The following is a 19,092-nucleotide window of genomic DNA, read 5'->3' on the forward strand; positions in this document are numbered from 1 at the left end:
GGGTGAGATTGGCTGCGGTCGACCAGTTCTGGCACCTACCGCCAGCCGCGACGCCTTGATGGAACGTAGCTTTCGATGAGTCTTAACAGTGCTATTGGACAAGAGAGGAAGCGGCGATGGCGAGGATTGAAATTCCCTATCCCCACAGGAGAGGAGGGCACTGTGGTTCCGGTGCGCTGCGTGACCTTACTGAATGGGCACAACTAGGATGGGGGACAGAAACACTCAGTGAAGGATTGGTCTTCACCCTCGGCGGAGCCTTGGACTTCTCGTACGTCCGCTCTACGCAATTGTTTCCCCAGATCTACCTGGTAGGACGAGGAAGCGACCTGGAAAAAGACTACCTCTCCCGAGTTGGTGCAAACTGCGTAGTGCGATCGACCGATGACGCAGACGTGGGATGGTCATTTGTTACCGACGAAGTCGACAAGGGCCGACCCGTCATGGTCTGGGCTGACATCGGCGAACTTCCTTACCTGCGCGTCCGATTGCACATGAGCCGTCACGACATCGTCATCACCGGATATGATGACGAACAAGGGGTTGCCTATGTGGTCGATAATGACCGCGAGACCACCCAAACGGTGGCTTATGACGACCTGCGCCGGGCGCGGTCCTCGGTAGGGTTCCCTACACCGACCCGGCACACCACATATCACGTCGACTGGCCGGAGCGAGTGCCCGACCTTGGGCCGATTGCCGCCACTGCATTAGCCGCGAGCGCAGCTTTCATGCGCGGCGGTGCCGTAGGTGCGCCGCTACTGCGCATCGAGGCAGCTGAAGTCGAGGCCTCCGGTTTGAAGGGTGTGCAGGAGTTCGCCGATGACGTACGGCATTGGCCAACGGTGTTTGATGACGACGCCCTGACCGCGGCATTGTTCGGGCTCGGGGCGTTCATCGAGAAAGCCGGAACCGGTGGCGGGCTCTTTCGTATGCTGCAAGCACAAGGTTGCCAGAATATCGCCGATCTCCTCGGGGACGCCGCCGCAGCCGAAGCGGCGGCCGCGGCCCGACACGCTTCCCAAGCGTGGTCTGAGCTTGCGGCCGCAGCCACCGATGCCGGCACATCGCTACGGAGTCGTAGTCTCGCTGCGGCCAAAATCGCCGCGACGATCCCGGACTCCGAAACACGCCTCGTCGAAGCCCTCGAAACGGCCAGTCGATCCGTTGGCACTGTCGATACCGGCCTCGAGGCTTATCTGAAAGGCTATCTGTGAGCGACACTTCAAACGAATCGAGTTTCCTGGAGACAACTGGGTTCCTCGATTGGCAGCACGACGATGTACAGCGCTTCACCGAGGACGCGGTCGGTGACGTTCGTGACCCTGTGCAGAAGGCGAGGTTGATCTTCACCGCTGTGCGGGACAGGATTTGGTACGATCCCTATAGCACCGACGACGATCCCGAGCATTATCGGGCGAGCTATGTAGCGACAGCGTCGAGGGCGTATTGCATACCGAAGGCGGTGCTGCTGACCGCGGCAGCTCGTGCGGCGGGCATTCCGGCCCGGCTCGGATTCGCGGACGTGCGCAACCATCTGCAGACCACCACATTGCGTGCCCGGATGGGAGGTACCGACGTGTTCGTCTACCACGGATATAGCGAATTACAACTCAACAACCGCTGGGTGAAGGCCACTCCGGCGTTCAATGCCGAGCTCTGCGCGCGATTCGGTGTACCTCCGATCGACTTCGACGGCCACACCGATGCGCTCCTCCATGCCTACGACGGTGGGGGAAGCCAACACATGGAGTACCTCAACGACCGCGGTTGGTACCACGATCTCCCCTTCACCGACATCGTTACAGAGTTGCATCACCGGTACGGCCCGCTCATGGCTGGCGCTGGAGCCCAGCGTGACGCCTTCTCCCAGGAGTTGTGAGGCGCTGCGGACTGTGTGCCAGTTCATTGTGACGCGATCTGGCCGGCTATGAATACACTGCAGTCCAAGGGATTACGGGCAGGACCAGATAGCCGACAGTGTCCTAATCGGAAGGTGTGTCGCAGCGATGATCTCGGCGGGCTAACGAGTCCTACATACATATCTACCGGCGATCAGCCCAGTCGACGCCGGCGCAATTCTTCAGTCGTGTGGTGAACCACGCGCTACGAGGGTCTATTTAGGAGGGTTTCGTCATCGAAGAGCAAGCGGAAGAAGATTCGGCCATCGCATGGTGGCATAGCTTTCAGGATCGTGCTGTCGCCGCCGACGGCGACTACCTTGATGCGCACCACCCGTGGTGCCTTGGTTGCGGCACAGACAATCCGCACGGTCATCGCCTGCGAGCGCGTCGGCATGGCGACGGGGTGGGTGCCAGGCATATCTTCGACGGCAGACATCGCGGCGCACCCGGTATCGCACATGGCGGCGCAGTCATGACCGTACTCGACGACATGGTGGGCATGTTGCTGTACGTCGTCGGTGAGATGGCCGTCACCCGCAGGTTCGATACCGAGTTCTACGCGCCGGTGTTGCTGGGGGTCCCCTACGAGGTCAGCGCGGAGCTGGTGTCCAAGACCGGCCGGAAACTCGAAGTCCGGACAGAATTGCGCGAGGAGACTACCGGTCAGCTAGTCGCGTCCGCCTCAGGGTTATTCGTCGTCGTCACGATGGCGCACTTCACTAGTTCCATACAGAAGGCGACTTCGACACCCTGCATTGTGCGGTCACCCAGGGAGGGAAGATGCTGAGCACCAGCCTTGGAGGTGGCGCACGGCTGGCCGCGCGCGTTCCACGTCTCTTACCCCGCTCGACGCAAACATCATCAACGCACTCATGTACCTGGTCGCCGAGGATCACCTCCACCAGACGGCGGCCACGGGTCAGCGCCGTCGTATTCGACGGCCCGCGCCCGCGCACAGGAGACCGGTCATGAGCACCTACGGCCTGTCGGTTCTCGGCGCGGATTTGAAGTCACTGGCCCAGACCGCACACGCCGCCGATGCGGCCGGGTTCGACGCCGTATGGGCCTCGGAGTTCTACTCCCGGTCGGGTTCGATCTCCATGGCCGCGATGGCCAACTGCACACAGAACTGCCGGATCGGTTCCTCCATTCTCTACGGCGTCGGCCGAAGCCCCCTGGTGCTGGCCACCGAGGCGCGTGATCTCGACGAACTCTCCAACGGACGGCTGGTGCTGGGCATCGGCAACGGCACCAAGCGGATGATGAGCGACTGGCACGGCGTGCCCGACACCTCCGCGCCCGCGCTGCGGATGGAAGAACTCGTGATGCTGCTGCGCCGGATATGGAACCTGCATGAAGGCCCGATCCATCACGAGGGTCGTTTTTACAGAATGAATCTCACGCCGACCGGCGACGTGGGACCCTCCAGCCGGCCGATCCCGATCGTCACCGCCGGTGTCCGGCCTCGGATGTGCGAGGCGGCCGGGCGGGTGGCCGACGGGCTGGCCGGACATCCCCTGTTCACCACCACCTACGTCGAGGAGATCGTCCGGCCCGCTATCGCCAGGGGTGCCGCGCACACCGGCCGCGACCCCAATGACGTGGAAATCATTTCCATGGTGATGTGCGCCATCCACGACGACGCCGAGGTCGCCAGGCGCGAACTGGCGCAGCAGATTGCGTTCTACTCCTCGGTCAAATCCTACGAGACGGTACTTGATGTGAACGGCTTCGCCAGCGAAGGCCGAACCATCCGGGAAGCATTCGCCCAGCGCGATTTCCCGGCGATGTTCGCCGCGGTGTCCGAGGAGATGATCGACACCATGGGCGTCGCGGGGACGGCACACGAGGTCCGTGAACAGCTGAGACGCTACGACGGCGTCCTCGACCACATCATGCTGTATTCACCATCGGTTGGCATCGCTCCCGAGCGCGTGCAGCAAAACCTCGACAGCATCATTCGGGAATGCTCGCCCGCCTCGATGTCGCCAGGGCAGTCCGGTCCACGTTCAATCTGATCCACGCATTGCCGCCGAAGTTGACCCGTCCCCGTCCGCGGTCGCATTTAGTGCGTCTGTCGCGCCGACCCCGCCGACGGTTGTGCGGCGTTGTTGAGGATGTTGGCGTCGTCGCTGTCGGGGAGGTCGTGGCGGACCACGCGTACCCGCCCCCGGGGTAGGCATGCCATGTAGCCGTGGCGCTTGCCGTACAACTCCCATGCCGTTTCCTCGGAATCGGGGTCGACGTCGATGCTGTGTCCACGCGAGAACCTCAGGTGTAGCCCTCCATCGTCGCCGGACCAGGCCTGAGTGCACACCGCGCCGGCGAGGTTCAACAACGGGCGTTCGTCAGTCGCGATCTTGAGTGGATCGATGCGTACCGCTTCTGCGGGATACGGGTCGACCGCAGGCAGTGTCAGCAGCAAGGGGCACGAGATGACAATCTCGTTGTAGTCGTCCAGGTCCAGGACCAGGCCGTCGCGCACGGAGACGCGTTGCACGACACAATTTTCGATCCATTGGGTATACATGGCACTCTCCTTCGCCGCGTCATCGAGCCTCGCCCTAAGGGTACTTCAGGTAGCGCTGCGATACTACTAGTATCGTTATGCGGTTTCCGCGGGTCGTGCGCGGCTGGTCACCACGCGCCGAGTGGCCAGGTCGATGCGTTCGCGAGTATCGGCGGCCGACGCTCGGTGGCCACAAAAGGCCACGAGGTTGGCCAGCCACACGTCGGAGATGATCGCGGCGATGTGTAAATCGGCTGGAGTCGGTTCGCCGCCCCTGAGCGTGCGGGCCAGCAGGGTCTGAATTTCGGCGGCGGCGCAGTCTAGTTCTGCGGCTGCCCGGGTGTCTGCAACGGCGAACGCTCGTGTCATGGCTGATGTCAGCCAGGGATCGCGCTGCCAGCGGTCATGTAGGTGTGTGGTGAGACGTTCGAGCCGTTCCAATGGCGTGCCGTCACCGCTAGCCCAGTCGTCAGCCGAGTCGAGTCGGCGAAACTCGCGCGATAGCGCCGCCACCAACAAGTTGGTCTTCGCCGGGAAGTGGCGGTAGAGCGTGCCGACGGCGATACCGGCCCGCTCGGCGACCGACCGCATCTGAACCGCCTCATAGCCACCTGACGTGGCCACGAGCAGGGCCGCGTCCAGAATCGCTTCCCGGCGCTGGGTGGATGAATGCGAGGCGGGCGCTACAGCGGTCCGCGTCCGGCCGCCGGCTGATTTTGCCTCCAGCGGTCGGGTTTTGCCATGGCTGCGAGAAAGGGGGAGCGTCATGGTCGCCCGTCGTCGAGGCCGCCGTGACGTGAGAACTGTTCGAGAAGGCCGCCAAAAGCACTGACGTCGCCGTGCGCAGCGAAGTGATCCTGGCTGACCGCGACAAATACCGCAGTGGCGGTGAAGCGGTTGGCCCCATCGGAATCAGTGCCCGTCGCCATGACGTGCAGAGCCCGTCCTTCGCGGCACCGGATGTGGGCGGTGATCCTGTGGGGTTGATGCAGAGGTACCGGCCGCAGATACTCCACTGTCAGGCTGCGAGTCACCGCTGGTGTGCCGGCGATCCACAATGTGAATCCCAAGACGTCATCGCACGCCGCCGCAACTGCTCCGCCATGGGCCAGCCCAGGAGCCCCGATGTGGCGCTCGTCGAAAATCACGTCGGAGTACACCGCGTCGCCGCGGCGGTGCACCACCAACTGCAGTCCGTGGGGATTGTCGGGGCCGCAACCCATGCACGTTGTCGTGTGCGAAGGTAACCGCTTCGGCAGCGACGCGCTTTCCGGCACAATCACGCTCCAATACTATCGGTTTCGCTTCGATACCGTTAGTACCACACTGCTAGACTGCCAGGACAGCATCGCGTGAAATCGACCGCCGAGGTGAATGAGTGAGCGACAGTCAGCCAGCGCCGGTCCCTGACGATGACGTGGACCCGCGGCGAATCCGGTCTCGAAATCGACTGCTGGATGCAGCCGCGACCCTTCTGAGCACTGGCGGCGTGGAAGCCGTCACGATCGATGCCGTCACCAAAGCGTCCAAAGTGGCCAGAACCACGCTTTACCGCCATTTCCAAAGTTCGTCGCACCTGCTCGCAGCCACGTTCGAACGCTTGCTTCCCCAGGTGGCGACTCCGGTACCGACCAGCGGCCCTCTGCGTGACCAGTTGATCGAATTGCTAAGCCGCCAAGCCGCTCTTTTCAACGACGCGCCACTGCATGTCACGACGCTGGCATGGCTGTCCCTTGGTCCCACCGGCCCGACGAACGAAGCCGATGATCGACACACATCCGGCGCGTTGCGGGCCCGAGTCGTCGACCAGTACCGGCAACCGTTCGACGCCATACTCTCTAGCCCGACGGCGCAAGCCGAGTTGGAGAACTTCGACCGAGAACTGGCGCTGTGCCAACTGGTCGGCCCACTGGCGTTTGCCCGGATGACCGGGATTCGCGGCATCACTCACGACGACTGCGAGAACCTCGTCGATGGCTTTCTCGCCGCCCACTGCAAGAGCGACGATGGCGAGACCAAGCGCGTGAAGGCCGCCAGTCTGCATGCAGGGCGACCGCTCGCATAGCCCTCTAGCGGCAACGAGTTTCACTGCGCCCAGTCTGGCTGGTCTTCGAACTTTCCTCTGCACTCCAGTCACGTCGGCGATGGCACCGGCGAAATGTTCGCCGTCACTCGCTAGGGGCCGTGCACGCAGATCGCAGGCATGCCCACGACGACTATGTCGGGCCAGGCGACGTGAACCGCCTCAGCGTTCGCAGTGCGGTTGCTCGCGTTGAGACCCCGTAGCACTTTCGTCAATGGCATTGCGGATCGATGCGTGTTTATCGTCCGACGAAAAGTGATCGTGCTTACTGGTGGACAGGACGTATTCGCTCGAGTCTAATAGCGCGCCTCGTGGGTCGTTCTTTTCGGGCCATCCCGGCACGACGAGTCGGTCAGCGTCTGCCAACAGCGGAGTAAGGCGTGGCCGTTCTCTTTGAATGTCGGTGGTGATGTGCGTACGGCGCGGATCCGATTACGAGGCGAGAAAGCCGTGCGCTGCTGTTCGATGCTTCGAAGAGGTCGGGAGTCGATTGGTGGCGCCTCGGTCATGGCGCCGTCGCGTCGTTTGCGAGTCCGTCGGTTTCCGAAGGCGCTGGATCAGTCGAAAGTGGCGCTTGCGCAGTGGATACACACCAGTGGTGAGTCGGCGAGCACGATTGCCGCCGAGTTGGGTGTATCGCGTGCGACCGTTTACCGAGTCTTGGCCGAGGACGTCGACGACTAGCTATGCGACCGAGTCGTTGGTGTCGACTGCGTACGGCGGCCCGAGGAATCGCCGCACCATTTGATGCTCGGCATCGGCATCTTTGAGAGGCCAGTACCACAGCGCTAGGAATGCTCGGATCAGCCACTGCGCGGCAAGGGGATCAGGAGTGCTTAGCCCCACCATTTCGGTGGCGAAGCGGGTGACGATGGGGGAGTCGCTGAGCCATTCGTCGCCGGGGAGTGTGGCCATCGAGCGCATGATCTGCGCGAGCGGATCGGTGCGCAGCCGCTGCAAGGCGACCGTCGTGGCCGTGACGATGCGCTCAGGGCCGGTCAGCCCAGCGATGGCTTCGCGAACCGAGTCGAGGATGCGCTCGGCTTGTCGCCCCAGCACGGCGTCGCGGATTGCCGCCTTACCTCCCGCGTGGCGGTAGATGGTCGCCGGTGAACAGTGAACGGTGGCGGCCAAGTTGTCGATGCTGAATGCGTCGTAGCCCTGACGCGACATCAGGTGGGCAGCTGCGGCATAGATCCGTTCGGCAGCCTCGCTATGGCGATCCCGCCCAACCAGCCAATCGTTAGTCGCCATCAGTCAGTTGCTTCCGCGCCGCGAACCCATAAGCCCGTTTTATCACCATGAGAAGAATGCCGGCCAATTTATCATCGAAGGCGCTGGTGGGCTCACCGGACTGAGAAAGCGCCTCGCGGACCACGCTGAGATGGGATTTCATGTTCGGCCTGCGCCGTTGACGCTGCCGTGCGCCGCGTTTCAACCTGAGTGCATGACCCTTCTGGCGGATGCGAAAGACTTCTTCGGAACCGACGCTCTACAGGATCCCTACCCGCTCTATGACCGGATGCGCGACCAAGCGGCGGTACATCGCATTGGCGACTCTGTCTTCTATGCGGTGTGCGGATGGGACGCAGTCATGGACGCCGTCAGCCGGGTGGAGGACTTCTCTTCGAACCTCACCGCGACGATGGTCTACCACGACGACGGGACCGTCACCCCGTTCGATATGGGGACGCTGGGCGGCCCGATGCACGCGCTGGCCACCGCAGACGATCCGGTACATGATGCACATCGCAAGCTGCTGGTGCCCCACCTATCGGCCAGACGCATTCGTGTCATTGAAGAGTTCGCCGAAGCGACGGCCATCCAACTGTGGTCCGAAGGATTGGCCGACGGTCAGATTGAATGGATGAGCGCGGTGGCTAACCGGCTCCCGATGATGGTGGTCGCCCGCCTGCTTGGACTGCCGGAGGAAGACGTCGACAGGCTGATCCGACTGGGCTACGCCACGACGACTCTCCTGGACGGCGTCGTTAGTACGGCCCAAGTCGAAGCCGCTGGCATGGCTGCCATGGAGCTATCTGGGTACGTTATGGAGCACTTCGCAAAGGCCAGTGAAAGTGCCCAGCCAGGACTCATCGGCGACCTCGCCGCCCGCTATGCCGCAGGTGAGGTGGAGCAGCTTCCGGCACTCGCGATCATGCTCACATTGTTTAGCGCCGCAGGCGAATCCACTGCGTCCTTGCTGGGCAGCGCCGCTTGGATTCTGGTGAGCCATAGCGGCATCCAAGAACAGGTGCGCGCCAATCCCGAACTGCTGGGTGCGTTCATCGAGGAGACATTGCGCTACGAGTCTCCGTTTCGCGGCCATTACCGCCACGTAGTCAGAGACACCACCCTGGCCGGGGTCGATGTGCCTGCCGATTCCCGCTTGCTGTTGATGTGGGGAGCCGCCAACCGTGATCCCAACCAGTTCGTTTTACCTAACGAGTTCCGGCTCGACCGCAGCGGCGCTAAAGGTCACGCCACCTTCGGCAAGGGCGCACACTTCTGCGTCGGTGCCGCACTGGCACGCTTGGAGGCCCAGATCGTCTTGCGGATGCTGCTGGAACAGACAACCTGGATCGAGGCAACCGACGTCGGTCAGTGGCTACCCAGCATCCTTGTCCGCCGACTGGATCATCTGAAACTGGCAGTCTCATGACCGAGCAGGCAGAATTAATCGCCTTCTACGAACTGACCCAAGCCAAGGCCAAGTACTGCCGAACACTCGACACCCGCGACTGGAACGGCTTAGCTGCGCTGATGACCGCAGACATCGAATTTGGCATGGGTGAAGCACATTCCGAACCGCACATGACCGTGGGACGGGACGAGACAGTGGCGCTGCTGCAATCCCTGGTAGCCGGCTCAAGGACCGCTCACCAAGTCCACACGCCCGAGATCGACCTCAATGGAGACGAGGCGCAGGTGATTTGGGCCGTGCAAGACCGGGCTGTGTTCGACAATGGAACCTCGGTCACCGGCTACGGGCACTACACCGAGCGATGGGTCCGCCGAGAAGACGTGTGGAAACTCGCGTCCCTGCGCCTGAGTCATCTAATAACGGACGTCCACCAGATGAACGGAGTGGCAGTCCTGATCTCAAATGAAGGGGGTGAGGGGTAGCCCCAATTTCCGTGGGCAACGCGCCTAGTACGGGCGTTTGTCGCCGTTGATGGCGTTGGCATCGTTAAGTCTTAGCAGGTTCAGATGGTTGGCGGACGTCGGCTGCTGTTTACGGCGAACGAGGCTGCTGCGGACGACTGCGGACTGGGCGCGGTGCGTGAAAGCACGGAGAGAGCGGGCGCTGGCCTACCTGTTCCAGGGTGTACTGGTGGCGGAACGAATTTGGATCCTCGTCGATACCGACCACGGCATCGAGGCGGCCTCTCTGCCAGTGCTAGCGCACGCAGCGTCTCTCAGCGGACGCGTTCAGCGATGTAGTCGGTCCACTGGCGGGCGGCGAGCGCAGCCCAGTCGGCGGCGTTGTGGGTGGTGATGCCAATCAGCTCAGCGAGAACGGGGGAGGGTATGTCGCCGGCGAGGTGGAACAGCGCGGCTTTCCGGTTCTCGTAGGGTTTGATGCCGATGGCGACAAGCTGAGCGCGAATGTTCTCAGAGGCAAGGTGGTGGCCGGGATTGCCGCCGGGAAAGAGCCAGCCGGTGTCCCGCGAGGCGTAGAGGCTCTTGCCGCGTCGTTCGAGATGCTCGCGAATTAGATCGTCGAGGACGGGCGGCATTCGGATCGGAATGGTGTTGAACGTGACGTTCAAGCCATGGTCGTCGGTCTCGGCAATCTGACTGGTTCGCATGGCCACGATTCGCGCTAGTGGTTGCGCAAATAGGAGCGTGAGCAGACCACCGATACGGGTGTAGTGGCGCAAAGTGGTGTCGTGAAGTAGGCGGTCGACAGCTCCCCAGCGTTGAGTGTCGGACACCGTGATCGCCGGCCAAGTCCGCGGCACTTCTGGGATGGTCAGTTTCGTGTTGATTCGGGAGTCTCGCAGCCAGGTCACGAAGGCGTACTCATGGGTCAGCGACGCGCCGCCGACGTGTTGTTGGTAGCGCTCGAGTAGATCCTGGGTCGCGGTGTCGGGTGTGAAACCGTGGTCGTCGAGAAAGTTGACGATGTGGATTGCGACGCGAATGCGTCGGCGAGATGCATCGGCCATTGTCTTCGTCAGGCGGTCCCCTCGGGCGGCAGTGCGCATCTGCCGCAGGACGTGCCAGTGCGCGAACCGGCGAATCAGTGCGGCGTCGTCAGGGGGTAGGTCGGCGGTGATGTCATCAATCCAAGGCGGCATGCGCTCGATACGCATGTCGACTGGCTCGAGAACGCCTACGGCGATGAGGAGGTTGCGCAAATAGTCGTGTGGTTTGTCCGACGGAAGGGAGCGGAAGGTGTCGTGGCTGATGTCGATTGCACCGCAGGCCATCTGCTGGAGAAGCTGGGGGCCGAAGCCGGGTTTCTTGCGCAGCCACCACAGTCCGGTCTGCGGTCGCTCGGAGTTCACCAGCGCGTCGAATATCGGTCGCAAGCGGTGGTGGGTTTGACCGGTCGCCGGGTCCATCAGCAGGTCGCCTAGGCGTTCGCGCAGGAAGCAGCGCGCGCAGCGATGGAGTCCGTAAGGGTGGTCTTCTCGGCCGCATTCTCGGCACGCGAAGATCGATGCGACACCGGCACACGAGGCGCACACCACCATCTCTTCGCGTGGCCACGCAAGCGGCCGCACGACCTCGCACAGCGGGCAGCATTCGGGGTGATAGTGCCGTTTGCGACGGCAGCCGACACACATGCGACGGTCGTGCGACAGATAGGTCAATCCGTTGGTACTTCCGCATTCCCAACAGTGTTGGCGGGTCACTCGTTGTCGTCTGGCCGGCGGATCGTGGCGCGGATCGGCCGCAGGTCGCCAATCCCGGGGCCGCTGTCGTTGACGGCGGACGCCTCCAGCGTCTGTTCTTGGGCGAGCTCGAGAAGGTCGTTGGGAGTGCACGACAAGATGTCACACAGCGCTGCGAGCACATCGAGATTGATGCGTTGCGGCGGTTTGGTCGCGATGCGGTGAACCATCTGTCGGGACATCTCCACGCCACGTTCGTGCAGCGGTGCGACAAGCTCGGTGGTGGCGAACATGCCGTTCTCCGCCATGAGCCGGCGCAAATTCCACCGGATCACGGTTCTAGTGCTCATCCTGGCTCCCGATCGTTGGCGCGGATCCGTACACCCGACGGAGTGCCGACTGCAGTGTCTTGGTCTTGAAGTCGTTGGACACCGAGGTGTAAATCGCGGTGGTCGAGGCGTAGGAATGTCCGACCTGCTCGGTGACGAACCGTTCGGGGTAACCGAATTCGATCAGGTGCGTTACATAGGAGTGACGCAGGCAGTGCAGCGTGAGGTCATGGGGTAGGCCAGCTTGCGAGCGCAGAACCGCGAAACGCTTGTCCATCGTCGTGGTCGCCAACCGCTGCCGGCGCTCGGTCAGCCACAGTTCGTCACGCGTTCCGGGGCGCAGTAGTGGTCGAGCCTGCTCGACCCATTGACGCAGTCCGTCGATCACCCAGTCGAACTCCGGAACAGCCAGAACAGTGCGGCGCCGCGGGGCGCTACCACGACTGGATTTGCCGTACCGAACGTGGACCGCGCCGAACGTTCCCCACGCCGGCATCCGAGGGTTGGGACGCAAGTCGGCCACGTCGAGGTAGCACAGCTCTCGGCGACGCAAACCGAACGCATACGCAGTCTTGATCATCTGCGCGTCCCGCATCGCCGCCAAGGCACCCTTGCGGCCTGACCGTGCCACGATGTCTACGCGATCGTCGAGGAAACCGAACAGCGTTTCCACCTCGTCGTAGGTGAATGGACGGCGAGCCGGCTTACCCTCGTAGTCAACCAAATGCGCTGCTGTGTTGTAGTCGTGGCAGACCTGCGACGGAATCCTCCCGAACCGCTGCTCACACTGCCCAACCCAGCCATACCGGCCATCGAGCAGGTAGTCGCAAAACATCCGCAACGTCATGTGATAACCGCGGATAGTCGACGGCGCCTTGCGCTCGGATCCAGACATCAAAGCGGCCGTGAAATCCTCAACATCACCGGCCGTCCAGTCCCAGGGAAGCGTCTCTGCAAAAGCGGCGAACCGTCGCAGTAAACCCAGCCGCGACTCGATTGTGGACTCGGCAAGCAGCCTCGACTGCTGCTGACGACCCCACCCCAACAACATCGCCTCAAAGACCGCGGATCGCTCATCAAGGTGAACGACACCCGAGGCAAGAACTAGATGCGCCGAACCCGGAACGCTCACCTGACAGCCCCCGTTGCGGTCAACTCACGGTTTACAATGACAACGGCAAGTTACCACGGGTGAGCGCTAAAGCGTCGACCACCAGTGATAGAGATGTGCTTCAATCACGGCTGGGCAGCTCTCGCCCGGTGCGTCGTCTGCAGGCGACAACTTGAAGTTGATTCGCCACCTTCGGCCCCAGAGTGCAAGAGGTGTGTCGGAATTGGAGGAACTGGCTGGCAGGGATGGCTTGGTGGCAAGCGGGGCGGGTTACTCGGCAGTGACGACAGCGGCCGGGGCGCGCCATCGGAAGTGACGCTGAGCGACGCGCGGAACTGAGACGAATGTGGCTGTGGTCGTGGACGAAACCTCGTGTTGCTTCGTAGGTTGTCGACATGACTGCTGTGTCGAAACTGGAGGCGCGTCGTCGCGCCGTCGAGGCGCAACGCCGAGCGAACGAAGTGCGAGCGCAGCAGGACCGTGCCAACGCCGATGACGCGACCGCCGTTCGGGCGTTGATCGGACGCCTGCAGGATGTGGACGAATGGCAGGCCCGTCGCGTCGCGCAGTCTCGCCAGCAAGCGGAGGCGGAGGCGCAGCGCAGGCGCAGCCGCTATTACGCGGAAGCCTGTGCATCGATCAAGGACATGCGGGAACGTGGCGCGACGTTGGCGGCTATCGCCGAGCTGGTCGGTGTTGATGTCAGAGAGATACGCGCGCTGCTGCGCAGCAAGGCGGCGAAAGCCGTTAAGAAGCAACCGGCTGCGCGCGCTGATGCATGGCGCGACGCTCGTGTGGACACGGAGTGGCCGCGGTGCGTGCGATGCGATGTGTTGATGATGGATCCTGAAGACAGGCCACGTCGCGGACGCTGCCGGCTCTACTGCTCGGACACGTGTCGGCGCGACTCATCTGCTGCACGCATGGCTGCCGAGCGCCACGGAACGCCGATCCGCGTCGTCGAGGTGCCGAGGGCCGGTTCCGCGACCGACCTCGCCCTGACGCCTGAAGATTCACCGGCTCCTGTCCCTGTCAGCGCGCTCGACGCCGCAGACATTGCCTCCCGGGACGAGCGGGCGCTGTGCACGCTGCTAGCGAGGCTCACGGAACGGGCACGGCACAAGGACCTCGACCGAGCGACTCTGACGGCGGCGCGTGATCTCGCCAAAGCTGTTTATCCGTATCGCGCCTGAACGGCTCAGCAACCGTATCGATCATCTGGTCGTCAACGCCCGTTGTGCCCGCGTGATGCGCGCTGCGTAACCTGGGTCACGTGGCAGATAACCCGCCAGGCAATCGATGTGCGTCCTGCGCAACATCGGCATCGGCGTTGCCGAGCGCCCTAGGGCGGATCCGTCGCCAGTGAGCGCAGTCGCTCGTAACCTGCCTTCTGACTCCGCGATCCGGCCGGGAGCGGACCGCGGCGTGCTTCGATAGGTACGTGGGGCCACCCTGTCCGAAATCAGCTGTGCGATTGGTGAGGCGGACACCCCGAGTGGGTCTATGCAAACCGTCCGCGCTCGAGAGTCGGCGCTTCGATGGGTACCGACGCGCGATAGAGTCGCACGGGGCATTTGTCGACCGTGAGGAAATGGATTGGTTCCCAAGTAATCCCGGCGGCGTTCAATGACTTCCGATGGGACTTCCATTCGTCGCGAAGCGGTTTCTTCTCCGACGGTCCGAAGCGGACGTCTGTCAGCACGAGTAGTCGCACACGCTTCGGATACAGTGTGGTCCCCTCGACGATCTCCAAACGAAGCTGTTCGACGTCATCGCACCAGTCCTGCGACTTCTTCGCCTTCGAAATGAGTTTGCGCAGAGCTTCGAATACCGGACCGGCAAGCGCATCGTGCACAGCAGGCCGGCCAAGTTTGCTGGCAAGGCGCTGTCCGAGAATGAGCTCGTCCTCAATCGAGGCGAACCCCACGACCGGTTCCTGCGCAGCGAGCAAACCCTTGCTGACCGGAACGATCGCGCGCAGGTCCACGGCCCAAACCGCTCCAGGAACCGGAGGCTCACTTAGCCAGACGTAGTCGGAGAGCTGATGGTCTTTGATCTGCTGGACCTTCTCCGTCGAAAAGACTGAGATGTCGCGTACCGGGCATGCCTGCACCAGCGGATGCCGCATCCCGGGACCGCCCGCAATGTCGCAGGTCTGTGACACCACCGCGGCATACCCGCTGTCACTCAATGGTGCTGACCGAGCACGCACCTCACCCAACGCTCCATCGGCAGCGGGTTCTCCGGTTACAGGGTCGTCTACCCACGCTGGGACGATCCATGCGCCGCGATCCATCGGGAGAAGATGCCCTTGCCGCCACCGCTCCAGAGCGAGAAGCGTGTGCGGGGGCCATCGCTCCGGCAGGAGTCGATCAATAGTCACCGGGCGAATCCGTCCTCGACGTTCTCGGTCACCACCGGACCACCGGTTCGAATGATCGGTGTCTCGACGTGTTCGGCGATCCCCTCGTATACCGAAGTGCCGATCTCTCGCCGAGGGAACGGCGTCCGATCCACAGCCAGGTCAACGAGGTCGTCGAACCGGCCGTCGAGTAGTGCGGAGGCTCGCTTCTTGTCGGCACGCAGCCACCTGTTCATCGGCTGGTCCAGTGTGCTGCGGAGGTCGTCGACGGCGTCCGCCAACTCCCACAGTCCACCCAAGCTGGCTACACGGGGCCGGCTGGCGGGGGGCTTTGCCGCCCACGAGTGGAACGTGCGCTTGTTGATGCCGGTGGCCTTGAACATCTCCTTCTGCGTTAGGCCCAGTTCGGCTCGGATTCGTTCGAAGGCATCAAGAACATCGACCGTCTCGTCGACCTGTTGCTCGTCGGACAGCACCGTATCGATGAATGTATACGGCATCGTCAACCACAGCGCCGAGCCCGGAAGGTTCATCTGCCCGTCGAGACTCTTGAAAACTTCGACGCGAACCTGATCCCATCCGCACGGGTCGAGGGCTCCAGAGAAATGCGCGACGACATCCCGCAACCCCGGCGATGAACTCATCTCCACGAACGTGCTGGACCAGAGTCCGTCCTCGCAAGGGGCCGGGTACAGGCCCTTTTGTGCTCGGGCCCAGGAAGGTGACCGGAGCACGCGGGAGCCGGTCGGCTGCTGCTCCATGATCGTCATTTCGCGCTCCCTTCTCGAAGCTCTTTCAGGTAGGTATCGGTAACCGACGCCTGAAAAAGTGACAACGAAGTGCGGTTCAGCCGCTCCGCTGAGATGACGACCTCTCGCACGTCGAACGTGAATGAGGAGTGGCGGAACACGTCCGTATCGAGTAGATACTGCACGCACTTGCCCGAATCATCGCGAACTGGTCCATGCCGCAGCAACGCGCCGTGATGATCATCAAGCCGGATCTCCACCTGCTGTTGAGCACCTCGAACACTGCCGCCGAACACTGGGTTAAGCACAGGGCCCAGAAGGGTGTCGTCGATCCGGCCACGCCAAGCCTCTGCAGAGTTGAACCCACTGTCATGGAAGCGGTCGACGTACCGCAGACCGATGCGGTGCACCAACGATGGCTTGACTAACCGTCCGAGAGATTCGACCAGAACGGTTAGCGGAGCCTTCATGCTGGTACGCCACCGCTCGTAGCGGTTGACCTGCATGATCAGGATGTCGGGCATGAGCGTGACGTGTGCTCCGTCCGCGGAAGCAATTTGCCACCCACTGGACTCCGCTGCCACCTGGGAAACGCCGTTGGCCCCGAAGTCGATCCTCATCTGCTGTTGGACGGTGGGTTGAATGCTCGGGAAGTCCACCCCCGTGTTCTCCACAAGGTCGTCCCGGAAAGCAGCGGCGACCTCCGGTGTGATCTCGTCGGTACGGGCGGTATACCGGATCTCGATCACTGCGACTTCGAGGGGAGCGTTTCCGAGCAGGGTCGGATCGGCCGAGGGCAGCCCCCCCAATGGAACGTCCTCAGCTGGGCGAAGTGTGTGTGGATCGATGGTCATACTGTCCTGTCCATAGAGATGCACCTTAGATGCACCTACCGACAAGTGTAGGCGCTATCGTCAGAGATGAGGAGCAGGAGAGGCAGCGGCCCCCGGTCCGGAAATAGCGAACGCGGCTTCAAGGGATCTATGCGCCGCTCGATCGCATCTCGTCTGTCGACACGGGAGTGCGAAAGGCCATTTCGAAGCGGATGGTGCCGCCGCAAAACGGAACCTACCTAAGGACGGCTTAGGCGCAGTGTGCTGCTCTGCCGCCGTTGGGCCGGCCCGCACGCCGTCAGAGAGCCATTTGCCCTTCCAACACCGTGGGCTGTCAACGCGGCGATCTCGGCAGGTAGGTCAGCCACGAAGCGGAGCTCCAGTTCGTCGATTGCGTCTCGTCGCGCCGCTTCGAGAAGCAGGGTCGCATCGTCACGATGGGGGAGAACTCCGTGATCGCGCGCATAGCGATCTGTGACGGTATCGATGAGATCGTCCAACGAGGTGGTGAGAAGAAGCGCATCGTCGCCGGCGTGGCGCTCTGCGAACTCCTCGCGGCGTTCGCTGGACCATGTTGCTGGATAAGAAAGATCTGACAGATACAGCTGCTTGATGGCCGCCTCCAACTGGCCTGACCACCCGTAGTCAGGCCAGTCGTGGATGACCGCCTGGACGATCGCGTCGAATTGCGTGCTCACGAAGACCACTCCTCCCGTTGAGGGACCTGGTCCAGATTCTGCCCGATGGTGCCGACGCCGCTAGCCCGACAAGCGCGGTCACGACGCCTCGACGTCTAGATCGTCGGCTGAATGACCCTTCGGGACAGTCTGGCGGTGCGCGGGCAGCTCTTGAACAGAGGACGACTGCTCCCGCGGAGCCGAAATGCGCGAGGGACGCGAGGATTGCGAGTGTTGTTTGGCCGACACATCTTTGTAGGGCGGGTAGACGGTCCACAACAGGACATTCCGATGATTTCGAGCGCCATCGTCTTCGATCGCCCAACCCAGACTCCGTAGCGCGGGTGCGTGCCGTCGTAGGACGGCCGTGACATCCCGCCCGTTCCGGGGCCACTCCTTCGGCCTGCGCCAGGTGTCGCCGGTTGGCGTGACTGTCGCCAGCAGGTCGCCTCCGGACTTTGCGACGAGCGGTTCCCGGATGTGCAGCCGTAGCTGTTCGATGAACGGGTCGGCGGACAGGCTGTCTTCGGAGAGTTGATTGGCGCGTGACAGGTAACGCCGGAAGCCATGGGTCGACAGAATCTCGTCAACGGCCGCCAGCGTGCGACTGAAGTCCGCCATCCGTGGCGACACGTCGACCGAAATGGTTTCCAGCCGTTGATGGACGACGGCGGCCAGATCGAGAAGCCCGCCCAAAATCCCTGGTAGAGCCGTGCGCCACTGTTGTCGCATCGTGGCTTCCGGTTGTCGCATGTGGCGATCAATGCGTCGCAGGTCGACAGTCGCCAGTCGCTCCGCGAGGTCGGGCCGCACTGCTCCGACGTCGATGCCGTTGATGATGACGCACCGCCGAAATTTGATGACTGCGAGATCGGAGTCTGTGTACAACGCCCGTTTGACGTTGCCGTCGCCGGTGGCGGCGCGGCACAGAGAATCCGACAACCACGGCGAGATAGTCGACAGGTTGTCCAAGGCAACGACCCACGAACCGGAGGCTGCAGTGACCCACGAGTCGGCGTCACGCGGTGCCTGCCGCAGGGGGACCGGTGACGGGTCGATGAGATCGACCAGCATGCGCGTGGTTGTGCTCTTGGCGCTGCCCTGCTCGGCGAACAGCGCCAAGATCGGGTGGGGGACGTCCGTCTGGACAAGAGCGGCAACGAGGGCAGCAAGGAGGACCGGTCGGTCTTCAAAGTCGACGTTGACGAAATCCCAGAGCTTCTCGACATTCCCGCCCTGAGCCGGCAGCGGCATCGCCCCGGTCAACTTGGTACGCAGAAAGCGCACAGGTGCCCGTTCGGTGAGCGTCCACCGGCCCTGTCGGATACGAATCGTCTGGACATCGGGCCGTCCGGTGTCGATGTAAATGGTGCCGTCATCGTCAGCGACGCGGAGGTTGAGGCGTTCGGGCGGCTTCGTGGCAGCCAAACCTTCGAGGATCAGGGTGGCGTCAGTCAGCGCCTGGCCGCCGGCGACCGCGCCGGTTTCGGCGAAGTACCGTGCGGCGAGGTCGGCGCGTAGACCGGCCTTGCCGGCGCGGAGCAGCATCACCAAGTGCGGGCGGTCGCGGTCAGCGCCGAACGGCTCGCCCTCTTCTGAGAGCCCGAGCAGGTAGCGTTCCTGTGCCATGCTGACCAAGCGTGCGGCTACCGACTTCTTGTCCGTCTCGGTGTTGTCGCTCATAGGATTTC

At 62.8% G+C, this 19,092-nt stretch carries 21 protein-coding genes and 1 pseudogene; 9 read left to right on the forward strand and 13 right to left on the reverse strand.

Translation table 11 applies throughout. From position 1 onward, the window contains the following. Positions 1-116: 116 nt before the first annotated feature. Both B4383_RS08605 and B4383_RS08610 read left to right on the forward strand, forming a co-directional pair. Entirely contained in the window at positions 117-1,217 is a 1,101-nt protein-coding gene (locus B4383_RS08605; RefSeq protein ID WP_067992202.1) for a BtrH N-terminal domain-containing protein, read from the forward strand. Beyond that, entirely contained in the window at positions 1,214-1,882 is a 669-nt protein-coding gene (locus B4383_RS08610) for a transglutaminase-like domain-containing protein (RefSeq protein ID WP_043985051.1), read from the forward strand. Before B4383_RS08605 ends, B4383_RS08610 begins: the two co-directional genes overlap by 4 nt. 224 nt (positions 1,883-2,106) lie before the next feature. Here the strand turns inward: B4383_RS08610 and B4383_RS08615 are convergent, their stop codons facing one another. Then, positions 2,107-2,340, reverse strand: coding sequence for a hypothetical protein (locus B4383_RS08615; RefSeq protein ID WP_162291742.1), 234 nt, complete (start codon positions 2,338-2,340; stop codon positions 2,107-2,109). Between B4383_RS08615 and B4383_RS08620 the strand changes: the two genes are divergently transcribed. Together B4383_RS08620 and B4383_RS08625 are read left to right on the forward strand one after the other, a co-directional pair. After that, the gene (locus tag B4383_RS08620) at positions 2,308-2,691 is read left to right on the forward strand and encodes a PaaI family thioesterase (protein ID WP_078281697.1); all 384 of its coding nucleotides are present in this window, start codon (positions 2,308-2,310) and stop codon (positions 2,689-2,691) included. The two genes, B4383_RS08615 and B4383_RS08620, sit on opposite strands and share 33 nt — an antisense overlap. A 181-nt stretch (positions 2,692-2,872) precedes the next feature. Beyond that, complete coding sequence (locus B4383_RS08625) at positions 2,873-3,922, forward strand: LLM class flavin-dependent oxidoreductase (RefSeq protein WP_062655119.1); 1,050 nt, start codon at positions 2,873-2,875, stop codon at positions 3,920-3,922. A gap of 47 nt (positions 3,923-3,969) precedes the next feature. Here the strand turns inward: B4383_RS08625 and B4383_RS08630 are convergent, their stop codons facing one another. The 3 genes from B4383_RS08630 to B4383_RS08640 form a co-directional block, all read right to left on the reverse strand. Continuing rightward, positions 3,970-4,434 (reverse strand): DUF6188 family protein, encoded by a 465-nt coding sequence (locus B4383_RS08630; RefSeq protein WP_062655118.1) that lies wholly within the window; start codon positions 4,432-4,434, stop codon positions 3,970-3,972. A gap of 75 nt (positions 4,435-4,509) precedes the next feature. After that, a complete protein-coding gene (locus tag B4383_RS08635) occupies positions 4,510-5,181 on the reverse strand; it encodes a TetR family transcriptional regulator (protein ID WP_067992207.1) in 672 nt (223 codons plus the stop codon). After that, complete coding sequence (locus tag B4383_RS08640; RefSeq protein WP_068001992.1) at positions 5,178-5,690, reverse strand: PaaI family thioesterase; 513 nt, start codon at positions 5,688-5,690, stop codon at positions 5,178-5,180. The genes B4383_RS08635 and B4383_RS08640 overlap by 4 nt, the downstream gene beginning before the upstream one ends. Positions 5,691-5,791: 101 nt before the next feature. Between B4383_RS08640 and B4383_RS08645 the strand changes: the two genes are divergently transcribed. Continuing rightward, positions 5,792-6,478 carry a TetR/AcrR family transcriptional regulator gene (locus B4383_RS08645; protein WP_067992211.1) on the forward strand — a complete coding sequence of 229 codons (687 nt, stop codon included), beginning with the start codon at positions 5,792-5,794 and terminating at the stop codon, positions 6,476-6,478. A 549-nt stretch (positions 6,479-7,027) separates the two neighbouring features. Next, a pseudogene (locus B4383_RS08650) lies at positions 7,028-7,180 on the forward strand (helix-turn-helix domain-containing protein); the annotation flags it as partial. Here B4383_RS08650 and B4383_RS08655 read toward each other — a convergent pair. Continuing rightward, positions 7,181-7,750, reverse strand: coding sequence for a TetR/AcrR family transcriptional regulator (locus B4383_RS08655; protein WP_078290124.1), 570 nt, complete (start codon positions 7,748-7,750; stop codon positions 7,181-7,183). A gap of 193 nt (positions 7,751-7,943) precedes the next feature. On the opposite strand from B4383_RS08655, the gene B4383_RS08660 reads away from it, so the two are divergent. Together B4383_RS08660 and B4383_RS08665 are read left to right on the forward strand one after the other, a co-directional pair. Next, the gene (locus B4383_RS08660; RefSeq protein ID WP_078290125.1) at positions 7,944-9,158 is read left to right on the forward strand and encodes a cytochrome P450; all 1,215 of its coding nucleotides are present in this window, start codon (positions 7,944-7,946) and stop codon (positions 9,156-9,158) included. After that, on the forward strand, positions 9,155-9,622 hold the full coding sequence (locus B4383_RS08665) for a nuclear transport factor 2 family protein (protein ID WP_078290126.1): 468 nt from the start codon (positions 9,155-9,157) through the stop codon (positions 9,620-9,622). The genes B4383_RS08660 and B4383_RS08665 overlap by 4 nt, the downstream gene beginning before the upstream one ends. A 293-nt stretch (positions 9,623-9,915) precedes the next feature. Here the strand turns inward: B4383_RS08665 and B4383_RS08670 are convergent, their stop codons facing one another. The 3 genes from B4383_RS08670 to B4383_RS08680 all read right to left on the reverse strand — a co-directional run bounded on the left by B4383_RS08670 (position 9,916) and on the right by B4383_RS08680 (position 12,801). Further along, the gene (locus B4383_RS08670; protein WP_286150579.1) at positions 9,916-11,067 is read right to left on the reverse strand and encodes a hypothetical protein; all 1,152 of its coding nucleotides are present in this window, start codon (positions 11,065-11,067) and stop codon (positions 9,916-9,918) included. 290 nt (positions 11,068-11,357) lie between these two features. Further along, positions 11,358-11,690, reverse strand: coding sequence for a helix-turn-helix transcriptional regulator (locus tag B4383_RS08675; protein ID WP_078290127.1), 333 nt, complete (start codon positions 11,688-11,690; stop codon positions 11,358-11,360). Beyond that, positions 11,680-12,801 carry a tyrosine-type recombinase/integrase gene (locus B4383_RS08680; RefSeq protein WP_078290128.1) on the reverse strand — a complete coding sequence of 374 codons (1,122 nt, stop codon included), beginning with the start codon at positions 12,799-12,801 and terminating at the stop codon, positions 11,680-11,682. The genes B4383_RS08675 and B4383_RS08680 overlap by 11 nt, the downstream gene beginning before the upstream one ends. 374 nt (positions 12,802-13,175) lie before the next feature. On the opposite strand from B4383_RS08680, the gene B4383_RS08685 reads away from it, so the two are divergent. Next, a complete protein-coding gene (locus tag B4383_RS08685) occupies positions 13,176-13,973 on the forward strand; it encodes a hypothetical protein (protein ID WP_067992214.1) in 798 nt (265 codons plus the stop codon). A gap of 308 nt (positions 13,974-14,281) precedes the next feature. On the opposite strand, the gene B4383_RS08690 is transcribed toward B4383_RS08685, so the two are convergent. The 5 genes from B4383_RS08690 to B4383_RS08710 form a co-directional block, all read right to left on the reverse strand. Beyond that, positions 14,282-14,908, reverse strand: a complete 627-nt coding sequence (locus tag B4383_RS08690; RefSeq protein ID WP_083000307.1) for a hypothetical protein — start codon at positions 14,906-14,908, stop codon at positions 14,282-14,284. A gap of 251 nt (positions 14,909-15,159) precedes the next feature. Next, a complete protein-coding gene (locus B4383_RS08695) occupies positions 15,160-15,912 on the reverse strand; it encodes a hypothetical protein (RefSeq protein WP_043985060.1) in 753 nt (250 codons plus the stop codon). Then, positions 15,909-16,745 (reverse strand): TIGR04255 family protein, encoded by an 837-nt coding sequence (locus B4383_RS08700; RefSeq protein WP_070953156.1) that lies wholly within the window; start codon positions 16,743-16,745, stop codon positions 15,909-15,911. The genes B4383_RS08695 and B4383_RS08700 overlap by 4 nt, the downstream gene beginning before the upstream one ends. 218 nt (positions 16,746-16,963) lie before the next feature. Then, positions 16,964-17,422: a transposase gene (locus B4383_RS08705; protein ID WP_131822210.1), complete on the reverse strand. Its 459-nt coding sequence runs from the start codon at positions 17,420-17,422 to the stop codon at positions 16,964-16,966. 78 nt (positions 17,423-17,500) lie between these two features. Next, complete coding sequence (locus B4383_RS08710) at positions 17,501-19,084, reverse strand: ATP-binding protein (protein WP_067992223.1); 1,584 nt, start codon at positions 19,082-19,084, stop codon at positions 17,501-17,503. Positions 19,085-19,092: the final 8 nt, after the last annotated feature.

The sequence above is a fragment of the Mycobacterium sp. D16R24 genome (assembly GCF_002013385.1).
In the GTDB taxonomy this organism is placed as follows: Bacteria; Actinomycetota; Actinomycetes; order Mycobacteriales; family Mycobacteriaceae; genus Mycobacterium.